Annotated in this window: 10 protein-coding genes; 4 read left to right on the top strand and 6 right to left on the bottom strand. The window is 72.2% G+C overall.

Annotation, left to right across the window (positions count from 1 at the left end; translation table 11 throughout):
* The first annotated feature begins 297 nt into the window (after positions 1-297).
* The gene (locus tag FHU36_RS05495) at positions 298-1374 is read left to right on the top strand and encodes a carboxylate-amine ligase (RefSeq protein WP_221495779.1); all 1077 of its coding nucleotides are present in this window, start codon (positions 298-300) and stop codon (positions 1372-1374) included.
* A 97-nt stretch (positions 1375-1471) separates the two neighbouring features.
* On the opposite strand, the gene FHU36_RS05490 is transcribed toward FHU36_RS05495, so the two are convergent.
* The 4 genes from FHU36_RS05490 to FHU36_RS05475 form a co-directional block, all read right to left on the bottom strand.
* A complete protein-coding gene (locus FHU36_RS05490) occupies positions 1472-2086 on the bottom strand; it encodes a GNAT family N-acetyltransferase (RefSeq protein ID WP_221495778.1) in 615 nt (204 codons plus the stop codon).
* 609 nt (positions 2087-2695) lie between these two features.
* On the bottom strand, positions 2696-3844 hold the full coding sequence (locus FHU36_RS44140; protein ID WP_185084622.1) for a RecX family transcriptional regulator: 1149 nt from the start codon (positions 3842-3844) through the stop codon (positions 2696-2698).
* A 314-nt stretch (positions 3845-4158) separates the two neighbouring features.
* Positions 4159-5250, bottom strand: a complete 1092-nt coding sequence (recA, locus tag FHU36_RS05480; protein WP_185082695.1) for a recombinase RecA — start codon at positions 5248-5250, stop codon at positions 4159-4161.
* 334 nt (positions 5251-5584) lie between these two features.
* Positions 5585-6010, bottom strand: coding sequence for a VOC family protein (locus FHU36_RS05475; RefSeq protein WP_221496066.1), 426 nt, complete (start codon positions 6008-6010; stop codon positions 5585-5587).
* Positions 6011-6510: 500 nt separating this feature from the next.
* On the opposite strand from FHU36_RS05475, the gene FHU36_RS05470 reads away from it, so the two are divergent.
* The gene (locus FHU36_RS05470; RefSeq protein WP_185082693.1) at positions 6511-6786 is read left to right on the top strand and encodes a hypothetical protein; all 276 of its coding nucleotides are present in this window, start codon (positions 6511-6513) and stop codon (positions 6784-6786) included.
* A gap of 5 nt (positions 6787-6791) precedes the next feature.
* On the opposite strand, the gene FHU36_RS05465 is transcribed toward FHU36_RS05470, so the two are convergent.
* A complete protein-coding gene (locus FHU36_RS05465) occupies positions 6792-6986 on the bottom strand; it encodes a DUF3046 domain-containing protein (protein WP_185082692.1) in 195 nt (64 codons plus the stop codon).
* Between the two features lie 43 nt (positions 6987-7029).
* Here FHU36_RS05465 and FHU36_RS05460 point away from each other — a divergent pair, with 43 nt between their 5' ends.
* On the top strand, positions 7030-7218 hold the full coding sequence (locus FHU36_RS05460) for a hypothetical protein (RefSeq protein WP_185082691.1): 189 nt from the start codon (positions 7030-7032) through the stop codon (positions 7216-7218).
* 19 nt (positions 7219-7237) lie between these two features.
* On the opposite strand, the gene FHU36_RS05455 is transcribed toward FHU36_RS05460, so the two are convergent.
* Positions 7238-7726, bottom strand: coding sequence for a VOC family protein (locus FHU36_RS05455; protein WP_185082690.1), 489 nt, complete (start codon positions 7724-7726; stop codon positions 7238-7240).
* Positions 7727-7814: 88 nt separating this feature from the next.
* Between FHU36_RS05455 and FHU36_RS05450 the strand changes: the two genes are divergently transcribed.
* Positions 7815-12689, top strand: a complete 4875-nt coding sequence (locus tag FHU36_RS05450; RefSeq protein WP_312891444.1) for an Lhr family helicase — start codon at positions 7815-7817, stop codon at positions 12687-12689.
* Positions 12690-12951 lie beyond the last annotated feature (262 nt).

Raw genomic sequence — 12951 nt, 5'->3', positions numbered from 1 at the left:
CACCCAGCTGGCCGACAAGGCGCACGTCACGGCGGCCCGCCGGGGAGCCGGAGGAGCGTTCCCCTGGACAGAGGGGGCCCCGTGCGGCGGGTGGGCCCTCCCGTGCCGGCCGTCATGGAGGGGCGTAAGACACAGACGGGTGAGAGAGCGCGGTCCGGCAGCTTCCGTAAACGGCGGGTTTTGATGCCCTGCGGAGAGCAGGTTGTGCGCGGGGAGGGACAGTTCCCCCAGACGTGATGAGGGGCACAAATCGTACGGAGGCTCCCTGGCTACCCTGCGAGGTGGTTCGTGGTTGCGATGATCGGGATTGAAGAGGAGTACTTCGTCGTCGATCCCCGCACTCGCCACGTCGTCCCCCGGGCGGCCGAGGTGCTGGCCGCGGCGACCGACGTTCTGGACGTGGAGCAGGAGGTGACGCGTTTCCAGGTCGAAGCCCGTACGGCGCCCTCCCCGGACCTGAGCGAGCTGGGCGCGAGGCTGAGGGTGGCCCGCAAGGAGGTGGCGGGCGCGGCCCGCTCGTGCGGGCTGGCCGTGGTGGCGAGCGGCATCCCCGTCCTCGGCGACGTCATGCGGCCGCCGCTCAGCGACGACGTCCGCTACGAGCAGGGGCGGGTGCTCTACCGTGCCCTCCAGGACGAGATCAGCATCTGCGCCCTCCACGTGCACGTCGACGTGCCCGACGAGGAACACGCCGTCTACGTCGGCAACCACCTGCGCCCCTGGCTGCCCACCCTGATCGCGCTCGCGGCCAACTCTCCGTTCTTCGTCGGCCGTGACACCGGCTACGCGTCATGGCGGGTGATCAGCTGGGGCCGGTGGCCCGTGGCGGGCGCGCCGCCGTACTTCCCGTCGTTCGCCTCCTACGAGGGAGCGCTGCGGGCGCTGTCAGAGTCGGGCGCGCTGATGGACGCGAAGACCGTGTACTGGGACGCGCGCCCGTCATCGAGGCTGCCGACTGTTGAGGTACGGGTCGCCGACGTGCCGCTGGACGTCAGCGACAGCCTCACCCTCATCGGGCTGATCCGCGCCCTGGTGGTGACGGCGCTGGCGGACGTGACCAGGGGCGACCGAGGGCTCCCCATCCCGTCAGAGGTGCTGCGGGCGGCCTACTGGCGTGCCGCCCGTGACGGGCTCGCGGGCGACAGCCTGGACGTCCGGGCGGGCACGCTCGTGCCGGCGCCGGTGATGGCGGGCCGCCTCCTCCACCACGTACGGCGGGCGCTCGCGGAGGCGGGTGACCTAGCGTTCGTGGAGGAGGGCCTGGGCCGGCTGCTCGGCAGAGGGTCGGGGGCGATGCGCCAGCGTCAGATGCACGCCCGCCACGGCCACCTGGCCGGCGTGGTGGACGACCTCATCGAGGCCACCGTGGCCTGACACCCCGTGCCCCGGGCAAGGGCGCGGGGCCGGGTCACCGGGTCCGGAAGCGCGACCCGCGGGGCCGGGTCACCGGGTCCGGAAGCGCGCCGCGGAGTCACAGGGGCGCCAGCACCATGAGGATCTCGTCGCGGTCGTCATCGGCTGACAGGCGTAGCGCCTTCGGCCAGCGGCCGATCTCCTGCCAGCCGAGCCGGGTGTAGAAAGCCTCCAGGCCGACTCCGGCTCGGGCGGTGAGGCGGAGTTGTTCGAGGCGCATCTCCTCGCGGGCGATCCGCCGTGCCTCCTCCATGAGCGCCGACCCGATGCCACGGCCGCGGCGCAGGGGATGGGACTGGACGTGGTGGACGCTTCCCCAGTGCGCGACCAGCGGGTCGAGGTCACGGCGGATGTGCATCCAGCCGGCGAGCATGTCATCCAGGGAGGCCACGAGCAGGCGGCTGCGTTCGGGGTCGAGGGTCGCGATGATGCGGTCGGCCACGGGGGTCACCTGCGCGGTGTCGACAGGCGGGAACGGGAACCCGGCCGCCCCTCCGGTGTTGGTGACCGCGATCCAGCAGTCGACCAGGTCCCTGACCGACTCGCCGGTGATCTCGTCCGGCCGGGTGTACTGGCGGAGCGTGACGAGGCCGTCGCCGCGCACGCCCATCATCGACCGGGCGCTCGGGCCGCCCGGCGACGGGTCCGCTGCCTGTGTGGAGGTATGGTCCATCGGTCCTCTTCGAAGATGTGGTCCGGCCAGCAGGTGAAGGTGTCCGCTCGGCAGCCGGCAGTGCCGTGAGCGTCCTCACCGGTCCGCTCGGCGACGGATACCAGGCCTTTCGCCCAGTCGCCGCCTCCAACCGGGTTCTCGCACCGGGTCTCCAGGATGATCTTCGACCCGGCCTGTGGATGTGGCTCTGGGACCGGTCCCCAGACCCGCTTTCCGCTTCGGCCTCAGCTTCCGGACCCCGGCTTCCGAACCCACCTTCGGGTCCCGGCTCCGAACCCAGGCTTCCGCCTTCTACCTCCGAACCCAATCCGCGAACCCAACCCGCGGATCCGACCCGCGGACCCCGGTCGGACCCAACCGTCGGACCCAACCGTCGAACCCGACCCGCGGATCTACTCCGGACCTGGCCTCCTGTCCCAGCTGTCCAAGCTTCTGGCCCAAGCTCTGGGCCCGGCCTTCGGACAGGGCTTTCGGCTGCCGAACCGCTGGCCACCCTCCAGGCCTGGCCTTCGGACAGGGCTTTCGGCTGCCCGGCCTCAGGGCCGAGCCCCCGGGCCTGGTCTTCGGGCCTGGTCTTCTGGCTTGATCGGCGAGTCGGAGTGGCCTGAGCTAGGGGAAGTCGTCGTCGATCTCCAGGCCCTCCTGCTCCAACGCCTCCTTGACGACCCGGAAGGCGAGGCCCGGAGGGTAGCCCTTGCGGGCGAGCATGCCGGCGAGCCGGCGGGTGCGGGTCTGGGTGTCGAGGGTGCGGGTGGAGGCGAGCTTACGCTCCACGAGGCGACGGGCCGTCTCGAGCTCCTGGTCGGGGTCGAGCCGCTCAACGGCCTCGTTGACCGTGTCGGAGTCGACCCCGCGGTGGCGAAGCTCGGCGGCCAGGGCGCGTTTGGCCAGGCCGCGGCCGTGATGGCGGGAGTCGACCCACGCCTCGGCGAATGCCTCGTCGTTGATCAGCCCCAGCTCGGAGAAGCGGTCGAGCACCGCCTCCGCAGCCTCTTCCGGCACGTCGCGCTTGCGCAGGGCCTGCGCGAGCTGGGCGCGGGTCTTGGGGGCCATCGTCAGCAGCCGGAGGCAGATGGCCCGGGCCACCGCCTCGGGATCGGCGTCCGGTGCGGTGGCGGCTTTCGGGCCGTCATCGGGTCCGTCGGGCAGCCATCCTTCGTTCGCACTCGCAGCACGACCGCGCCGCCCACCGGCCCGGCCGCCCGTCCGCCGGCCACGACGAGGTTTACGCGCGTTCTCCGGCTCGCTCCCCTCCTCGGGGGGCAGCAAGGGGGCGGGTGACCACCAGGAGGTGGCCTCGTCCCCGGCCCGGGGCCCTCCACCAGCTCCCGACCACCCGGCCCCGAGCCCACCGGCTTCGGATCCACCCGCCTCGGACCTGCGGGTTGCGGACCCACCCGCTCCTGAGTCGTTGGCACCCGCAACACCACCGGCGTCCCGACCGTCACCAGAGGCCGGAGCGTCACCGACACCTGGACCGGCACCCGCGTCCCGAGCGCCGTCGGCGACGTCGCCGGTGCCTCGGCCGTCACTGGCGGTGGGGAGCTTGGACCCCGGCACACCACCGGCTCCCGGGGCCGCGAATCCCGCGGTGAGGTCGGCTGCGAGGGCCCCGTGATCCAGGGCCACGCCGCCCTGGGGTGTTGCGCGATCTGATGGTGCTCCGACCTGGGGTGCTTCGTGATCTGCGGCCGCGCTGTCCTGAGATGCTTCGTGGTCTGGTGTCGTGGTGCCTCGGGAAGCCCCCTGGACGGTCATGCCGCTTGGAGCGGGGCTCGCGTCGTGCTCCTGGGGGGAGGCGGCGGAGTCCGCTGGGCGGCGTTTGCGTTCGCGCCACTCGGTCACCGACGGCCAGCCGCCCCCGGATGACGATGCGGACCCGCCCCGGTCGGACGAGGGGGGAGCGCCCTTCGAGCCGACGGGGTCGTCGTCCGGGGAGGGGAGGTCGCGGCGGCTCCTGGCGTGGGACGAACGGGAGCCCCCGGCGGATGAGGGAGGGGAGTCGGGCCAGGCGCCCCAGTCGCGAGCTTGAGGCGCCTTCGCCGGATCGGTGTCACTCATGTGGCGACCGATCAGACGTCACCGGGCTTCGGCGTGGCGGCCTTGGAACCGCGGCCGGACGGGGCTGCGGCCGGAGCGGGGGCGGGGGCTTCGGCCGGAGCGTCGAGACGCGGGCCCACGCCCAGCTTGTCCTTGATCTTCTTCTCGATCTCGTTGGCCATGTCGGGGTGGTTCTTCAGGAAGTTGCGGGCGTTCTCCTTGCCCTGGCCGAGCTGGTCGCCCTCGTAGGTGTACCAGGCACCGGACTTGCGGACGAAGCCGTGCTCGACGCCCATGTCGATCAGGCCGCCCTCGCGGGAGATGCCCACGCCGTAGAGGATGTCGAAGTCGGCGACCCGGAAGGGCGGGGCCATCTTGTTCTTCACGACCTTGACGCGGGTGCGGTTGCCGACCGCCTCCGTGCCGTCCTTGAGCGTCTCGATGCGGCGGATGTCCATCCGGACCGAGGCGTAGAACTTGAGTGCCTTGCCGCCCGTCGTGGTCTCCGGCGAGCCGAACATGACGCCGATCTTCTCGCGCAGCTGGTTGATGAAGATGGCGGTGGTGCCGGTGCTGCTGAGCGCGCCGGCGACCTTGCGCAATGCCTGGGACATCAGGCGGGCCTGGAGGCCGACGTGGCTGTCGCCCATCTCGCCCTCGATCTCGGCCTTGGGCACCAGCGCGGCGACGGAGTCGATGACGATGATGTCGACGGCGCCCGACCTGATCAGCATGTCGGCGATCTCGAGCGCCTGCTCACCGGTGTCGGGCTGCGAGACCAGCAGCGCGTCGGTGTCGACGCCGAGCTTCTTGGCGTACTCGGGGTCGAGGGCGTGCTCGGCGTCGATGAACGCCGCGATGCCGCCCGCACGCTGTGCGTTGGCCACGGCGTGCAGCGCGACCGTGGTCTTACCCGAGGACTCCGGGCCGTAGATCTCGACGATCCTGCCGCGAGGCAGGCCGCCGATGCCCAGCGCGACGTCAAGGGAGATCGACCCCGTGGGGATCACCTCGATGGGGGCTCGCGCGTCATCGCCGAGGCGCATGACGGAGCCCTTGCCGAACTGCCTCTCGATCTGTGCGAGGGCGGTCTCGAGGGCCTTCTCGCGGTCGTTGATAGCCATGGGAACTCCCCCTGCAGGGTCGTGGTCGGTCGGTCGAGTGAAAGCTACGGCCTGCCACCGACATTTTCTGCTGATGCCGGGGAAGACGTGGCCCGGCAGGTCCCATGGTAGCCGAACGACTGTTCGATCACACCGCGAACACGCTGCTGCACGGGAGTCCGTTCGGAGTCGTCCTGTGCCACCGAACCTTGACGATCATCAGGTTCGTGTCACCGGCGCTCGCCTGGCACGGGGTACCAGGTCGTCAGGGGTGGCGGTGGGCTCGGGGGCGCGTACGCGACCGGCGGTCCGGGCGCGGGTGCCCGGATGGTTCTCCCGGTACCTTCGGCGGCCTTCAGCCGAGTTGCTCGGCCAGTCCGACGATGATGCCCTCGGGGCCGCGGACGTAGCAGAGCCGATAGCTGTCCTCGTACCGCGCCAGCTCGCCGACGAGTTCGGCGCCGTGGGTGCGCAGGCGGGCGACGACGTCCTCGATGTCGTCGACGGCGAACATGATGCGACGAATGCCCAGCGTGTTCGCCGGCGCGTCCTTCGGCTCGGCGCTGATCACCTTCGGCGTGTGGAACATCGCCAGCTCGATTCGGCCGTGGCCGTCCGGGGTCCGCAGCATGGCGATGTCCTGTCGGACGTCGTCGAGCCCGATGACACGCTCCACCCAACGTCCCTCGATCGGCGCCTTGCCCTCCAGCTCCATGCCTAGTTCGACGAAGAACGAAATAACAGCGTCAAGGTCGTCGACAACGATGAGGACGTTGTCCATCCGATGGATCGTCATGCTGGGTCTCCCTGGTGTGGTGCCGCCACGGTGGCCGCGTCCGCCCCGGAGACGGAGCCGCCAGGCCGTTCTCGACATCCTCTGCCCACACCTTCGAGAACCTCTTGACGCGGCAGTGCCCGGACCGCAGGGAGTGCGCAAGAGCCACAGCCCCCACGGCGGGATGACGGCGAAGAAGCCCAGGGAGAGGCACGAGGAGAGCGAGGCAGGGTGCGGGTCCGAGCAGACCGCCGAGGGCGGGTTCTGGTCGAGGGGCGGCGCGGACGATGGGTGGTGCCCGGGGCGGCGGGGGCGAGGGTGCCGCGCGATCAGGGGAGTGGGGCTCATGGTGGAGCGTCGGGCGCGCCGGTGGGAGGGGGTGGTGGTGACGGGGTCGGCCGGCTCTCGTACAGCCTGAAGTCACGAAATTTCGGGCTATTTCGCCGTACAGGATCGCGGGCGTCGCAAGGCGGGGAGATTCTCCGTTGAGGGTTGGAGGCGGCGACGTGTCGAGCACGTACACCGGGGAACGGCGCACCCATCTGCGGGCTCTCGCCGAGATGCTGCCCGCGCACGGATTGGTGGGCCGCATGATGGGCGGCGATGATCCGATGCTGCGGGTCTGGCATCCGGGGACCGGCCGTCAGACGATCGTCTTCGCCGCGCTCACCCCCGACGGGTGGGTCTTCCTGTGGTCGCCGGGCGGCCAGGGACGGACCGACGACCTCGACCGCACCGCCCGCGCGCTGAGGGACACCCTCGACCCGCCGCCGCCCGGGTGAGCCCGCTATCGCAGGCGGGGCGGGACGTCCTCCACCTGGCAGACCGCCCGCCAGACCGACTTGGCGCTCTCGCCCTCGGCCAGCGCCTGCATCACCGTGCGGCCGTCGAGCGGGGCCAGCACGTAGTCGCGGGCCCACGAATCGGCATAAGCGTCGCCGAAATGGGCGCGCATCCGTCTCCAGAACTCGGTCAGGCGCATCACTCAAGTATGGAACGGCGACGGGCGTGGGTAGGACACCCGCATGGCCAAGAAGCCTTCACCCCCGAAGACAGCCAAGACCAAGGCCAACCGCGCCAGGCGCCGCGTCCTGCGGCTCGCGCAGCGCCTCGCCGTACGGAAGGAGAGAGCGGAAAGGTCCGAACGGCACGCGGCCGTCGACAGCACGCCACGGGCGGGCATGCCGAGGACGCGCAGGGCGTCGCGGCGCTAGCCGGCCCGCTGCGGCGGGGTCACAGCACGCGTGCGCCGTACATCTCTCCCAGGTGGTCGGCGAGCAACTCCAGACGGGCGCCGTCGGGATCGCGGAAGTAGATGGAGGCGCCGCTCTCGATCCGGTGCGGCACGCCGGCCACCTCCAGCTTCCCGCGCAGCCGCTCCCAGGTGACGGGGTCGACGGAGATCGCGATGTGGTGCAGCCCGCCGAGCACCTCCTGGTACGGGCCGAGGTCGAGCCCGGGGAAGTCGAAGAAGGCGAGCAGGTTGCCGTTGCCGATGTCGAAGAAGAAGTGGCTGGAACCCTTGTAGTCGCGGTTCTCGAAGATCTCCGTGAGCGGGAACTCGAGGAGCTCCTGGTAGAACCTGATCGTCCGCTCCACGTCCGACGAGATCAGGGCGAAGTGGTGCAGGCCGCGGGCACTGCTCGGAGGCCGGCGCGGTAAGAGATGGCGCTCCTTGATGCCTTCGCGGCGAGCTTCTATGGCTGCGTAGTCGATGCCCACGGTGGCTCTATGTCCGCCTGTGCCCCCGCTCAACCGCCCGCCGGGGCCACGGTGCCTTTTTGTCGGTACGGCGAGGCACTATGGCTGGGTGAGCTCGTTCGACCACTTCAGCCAGGTGACCAGGCAATGGTTCACCGGAGCCTTCGCCGCGCCCACCGCCGCGCAGGAGGGCGCCTGGGCCTCCATCGCCCGCGGTGACAACACCTTGGTCGTGGCGCCGACCGGCTCGGGCAAGACGCTGGCGGCGTTTCTGTGGTCGCTCGACCGGCTGGCGGCCGGGCCGGCCGACGACGACGCCGGTAAGAAGCGCACCAAGGTGCTCTACGTCTCGCCGCTCAAGGCGCTGGCCGTCGACGTCGAGCGCAACCTGCGCGCCCCGCTGGCCGGTCTGGAGCAGACGGCCAGACGGCTGGGGCTGCCCGTGCCGGCGATCTCGGTGGCGATCCGCTCCGGTGACACGCCCGCCGACGACCGCAGGCGCTTCGCCGCCAAGCCGTCCGACATCCTCATCACGACGCCGGAGTCGCTGTTCCTGCTGCTCACGAGCCAGGCTCGCGAGGCGCTGCGCGGCGTGCGCACGGTCATCGTGGACGAGGTGCACGCGGTGGCCGCCACCAAACGCGGCGCCCATCTGGCGTTGAGCCTGGAGCGGCTCGACGCGCTGCTCGACCGGCCGGCGCAGCGCATCGGGTTGTCGGCGACCGTCCGCCCGGTGAGCGAGGTGGCCGCGTTCCTGGGCGGATCCCGGCCGGCGACCGTGGTGCAGCCGCCCTCCGACAAGCGCATCGAGGTCGAGGTGGTCGTCCCGGTCGAGGACATGACGCAGACCGAGGCGGCGCCGCGCCCGGCGGGCGGTGAGGAGTTCGCCGCCGAGCCGGCCAACCGGTCGATCTGGCCGCATGTCGAGGAGCACCTGTTCGATCTGATCGCGGCCCACGACTCGACGATCGTGTTCGCCAACTCCAGGCGGCTGGCCGAACGGCTGTGCACCCGACTCAACGAGCTGGCCCACGACCGGGCGCGCGGCGGGGCGGAGCCGGTGGACCTGTCGATCTGGGAGACCGCCGCGGACGGGCCTGCGGGGCGCACGGGCCCGCAGACCGGGCGCACGCCCGACGCGAGCCCGGGCGGCGGCCGGGCGATGCCCGAGCCCGTGCGGCGCATGCCCGCCGAGATGATGGCGCAGGCCGGGGCGAGCAAGGGGGCGATCTCCGAGATCGTCCGCGCCCACCACGGTTCGGTGTCCAAGGAGGAGCGGGCCCAGATCGAGGAGGCGCTCAAGTCCGGCCGGCTGCCCGCCGTGGTCGCCACCTCCAGCCTGGAACTCGGCATCGACATGGGCGCGGTCGACCTGGTCGCCTGCGTCGAGGCACCGCCGAGCGTGGCCAGCGGGCTGCAACGCATCGGTCGCGCCGGTCACCAGGTGGGTGCCGTGTCCAAGGGCGTCATCTTCCCGAAGTACCGGGGCGATCTGGTGCAGACGGCCGTGGTGGCCGAGCGGATGAAGAGCGGCGAGATCGAGGAGTTGCGCTACCCGCGCAACCCGCTCGACGTGCTGGCCCAGCAGATCGTGGCGATGACCGCGCTCGACGAGTGGACCGTCGACGAGCTGGAGGGCCTGGTCAAACGGGCCGCCCCCTACGCGACGCTGCCCCGCTCGGCGCTGGAGGCCACCCTCGACATGCTGGCCGGGCGCTATCCGAGCGAGGAGTTCGCCGAGCTGCGGCCGCGCGTGGTGTGGGACCGGGTGACGGGCACGCTGCGCGGCCGGCCCGGCGCGCAGCGGCTCGCGGTGACCAATGGCGGCACGATCCCCGACCGCGGCATGTTCGGCGTGTTCCTCGTCGGGGAGAAGTCCTCCCGGGTCGGCGAGCTGGACGAGGAGATGGTCTACGAGTCGCGCGTCGGCGACGTGTTCGTGCTCGGTGCGACGTCCTGGCGCATCGAGGACATCACGGCCGACCGGGTGCTCGTCTCGCCCGCTCCCGGCCAGCCGGGCAAGTTGCCGTTCTGGCACGGCGACGCCCCCGGCCGGCCCGCCGAGCTGGGCCGGGCCATCGGCTCCTTCCTGCGCGAGCACGCGGGCGGCGGCTCCACCGAGCGGCTGCGCGCGGCCGGCCTGGACGAGTACGCCGCGGCCAACCTGCTGTCCTACCTGGCGGAGCAGCGCGAGGCCACCGGCTACGTGCCCGACGACCGCACGCTGCTGGTCGAGCGCTTCCACGACGAGCTGGGCGACTGGCGCGTGGTCATCCACTCGCCGTACGGCGCTCGGGTGCACGCCCCCTGGGCGCTGGCCGTCAACCGGCGGCTGCGTGAGCGCTACGGCGTCGACGTGCAGGCCGTGCACTCCGACGACGGCATCGTGCTGCGCATCCCCGACACGCTGGCCGAGCCGCCGTCCGACGTGGCGGCGTTCGACCCGGAGGAGATCGAGCAGATCGTCACCGAGGAGCTGGGCGGGTCGGCGATGTTCGCGTCGCGGTTCCGGGAGTGCGCCGGCCGGGCGTTGCTGCTGCCCCGCCGCATCCCCGGGCGGCGCAGCCCGCTCTGGCAGCAGCGCCAGCGGGCTGCCCACCTGCTGGGGGTGGCCTCGCGCTACGCCTCGTTCCCGATCGTGCTGGAGACGATGCGCGAGTGCCTGCAGGACGTGTTCGACGTGCCGGGGCTCGTGCGGCTCATGCGCGACATCGCCGCTCGCAGCGTGCGCGTCGTCGAGGTGGAGACCTCGCAGGCGTCTCCGTTCGCGGCGTCCCTGCTGTTCCACTACGTGGGCGCGTTCATGTACGAGGGCGACGCGCCGCTGGCCGAACGGCGGGCGCAGGCCCTCGCGCTCGACACCACGCTGCTGGCCGAGCTGCTCGGCCAGGCCGACCTGCGCGAGCTGCTCGACCCCGACGTGATCTCCGATGCCGAGCGCGAGCTGGCCCGGCTCGACCGGCCGCTGCGCGACGTGGAGGACCTCGCCGACCTGCTGCGCTCGCACGGCCCGCTGCTGTCTCCCGACGTGAGCGTGCGCGGCGGCGACCCGGCCTGGCTGGAGGAGCTCGAACGGGCCCGCCGCGCCATCCGGGTGCGGATCGCGGGCGAGGAGCACTGGGCGGCCATCGAGGACGCCGCCAGGATGCGCGACGCGCTGGGCGTGCCACCGCCGGTCGGGGTCCCGCACGCGTTCCTTGAGCCCGTGCCCGACCCGCTGGCCGACCTGCTCGCCCGGCATGCCCGTACGCGGGGGCCGTTCGAGGCGGGCTCGGCGGCGGCCAGATTCGGGCTCGGCGTGGCGGTGGTCGGCGACGCGCTGCACCGGCTGGCCGGCTCGGGGCGCGTGGTCGCCGGCGAGTTCCGGCCGGGCGGCCGGGGTGAGGAGTGGTGCGACGCCGGGGTGCTGCGCATGCTGCGGCGCAGGTCGCTGGCCCGGCTGCGCAAGGAGGTGGAGCCGGTAGCGCCGGAGACGCTCGCCGTCTTCCTGTCCGCCTGGCACGGCGTCACCGGTGGGTCCGGCGCGGGTGGCTCGACCCTTCCCGGCGGGTCACGTGGTGCCGGGGGCGTCGGGACGGCCCGGGCGATGGACGCGCTGGTGCACGCGATCGAGCAACTCCAGGGTGCCGCCGTGCCCGCCTCGGCGCTGGAGACGCTGGTGCTGCCGTCGCGGGTGCCCGGCTACCATCCGGCGCTGCTCGACGAGCTGACCTCGTCCGGCGAGGTGATGTGGGCAGGGCAGGGGTCGCTGCCGGGCGGCGACGGCTGGGTGTGCCTCTACTTCGCCGACACCGCGCCGCTGCTGCTGCCCGAGCCCGGCGAGATCACCATGACGCCGCTGCACGAACAGGTGCTGGAGGCGCTCGGCGGGGGAGGGGCGCTGTTCTTCCGCGGGCTGTCCGACCGGCTCGGTTCCCTCGACGACGCTGCGCTGGCCACGGCGTTGTGGGACCTGGTGTGGGCGGGGCGGGTGTCGGGCGACACGCTGGCGCCGCTGCGGGCCACGCTGGGCTCCGGGCGTCCCGCGCACCGCCCGGCGACGACGCGGCGCCGCCGGGCCGTGCTGCCCACCAGGAGCGGGCCGCCGACCGTGGGCGGGCGGTGGTGGCTGCTGCCCGCGCCTGCCGCCGACGCGACCGTGCGCGCCCAGGCACAGGCCGAGGCGCTGCTCGAACGGCACGGCGTGGTGACCCGGGGGGCGGTGACGTCCGAGCGGCTGCCCGGTGGGTTCGCGCCGGTCTACCAGGTGCTGCGCGCCTACGAGGAGAGCGGGCGGTGCCGTCGGGGCTACTTCGTGGAAGGGCTCGGGGGTGCGCAGTTCGCGCTGCCGGGTGCGGTGGATCGCATGCGTGCCATGGCTCCGGGGATCGCGCCGGGGGCGCGTGGCGGCGCGGGTGCGCCGGAGGGCCCGGCCGGCGGGGATGGCCTGCCGTCGCTGCCCGGAGATGTGGGCGGCCGTGGTGAGGGTGATCACCTCGTGGGTGGTCGCGGTGAGGGACCTGGTGCCGGTCGTGGTGTGGGTGATCGCGGGGTAGGTGGTCGTGGTGGTCATGGCGTGGGTGATCGAGGGATAGGTGGTCGCGGCGACGGCGGTCTCGGTGCGGGCGCCGGTGGGACGCGCAGGGCCGTGGTGCTCGCCGCCGCCGACCCCGCCAACCCGTACGGGGCCGCGCTGTCGTGGCCGGCGCATCCCGGCGACGTCTCGCACAAGCCCGGCCGGAAGGCGGGGGCGCTCGTGGTGCTGGTCGATGGGTTCCTGGTGCTCTATGTGGAGCGGGGTGGCAAGACGCTGCTGTCGTTCACCGACGACGAACGGCTGCAACCGGCCGTGGACGCGCTCGCGCTGGCCGTGCGCGACGGGGCGCTGGGCAAGCTGACGGTCGAGCGGGCCGACGGTGCCTCGATCGTGGAGTCCCCGCTGGCGGCCGCGCTGGAGGAGGCGGGCTTCCATCCGACACCTCGAGGGCTGCGGCTGCGGGCCTGACAGGGGGTGGGGGGTGCGCCGGGGTCGGGTGGACCTGATGTCGGTTCTGGGGCTTTCGGCGAAACAGGGCACAGGAGGTCGTTGGGGAGCGGCGGAGCGAATGTGGGGAAATTCTCGTGGAACGGGAATATGTTGCCGACCGAAGAGATGATGACCCATAAGACACGCTTGATAACGCGTTTGCTTGCTCGTGACCTGTTCGACGCATAACCTCGACGGCAGTGAGGGAGTTACTCCGCGCAGCGGATTGCCATACCGGTGA

The sequence above is a fragment of the Nonomuraea muscovyensis genome, from assembly GCF_014207745.1.
Lineage (GTDB): Bacteria > Actinomycetota > Actinomycetes > Streptosporangiales > Streptosporangiaceae > Nonomuraea > Nonomuraea muscovyensis.
The sequence above is the reverse complement of the archived record's forward strand: the minus strand, read 5'-3'. Positions and strand labels throughout refer to the sequence as shown.

Bases quoted from the DNA above. Each gene is read 5' to 3' on its own strand.
- FHU36_RS44140 (WP_185084622.1), bottom strand. From the start codon at position 3,844: ATGACCGTCCAGGGGGCTTCCCGAGGCACCACGACACCAGACCACGAA.
- FHU36_RS05460 (WP_185082691.1), top strand. From the start codon at position 7,030: ATGGCCAAGAAGCCTTCACCCCCGAAGACAGCCAAGACCAAGGCCAAC.
- FHU36_RS05475 (WP_221496066.1), bottom strand. From the start codon at position 6,010: ATGGACAACGTCCTCATCGTTGTCGACGACCTTGACGCTGTTATTTCG.
- FHU36_RS05495 (WP_221495779.1), top strand. From the start codon at position 298: ATGATCGGGATTGAAGAGGAGTACTTCGTCGTCGATCCCCGCACTCGC.
- recA (WP_185082695.1), bottom strand. From the start codon at position 5,250: ATGGCTATCAACGACCGCGAGAAGGCCCTCGAGACCGCCCTCGCACAG.
- FHU36_RS05490 (WP_221495778.1), bottom strand. From the start codon at position 2,086: ATGGACCATACCTCCACACAGGCAGCGGACCCGTCGCCGGGCGGCCCG.
- FHU36_RS05465 (WP_185082692.1), bottom strand. From the start codon at position 6,986: ATGCGCCTGACCGAGTTCTGGAGACGGATGCGCGCCCATTTCGGCGAC.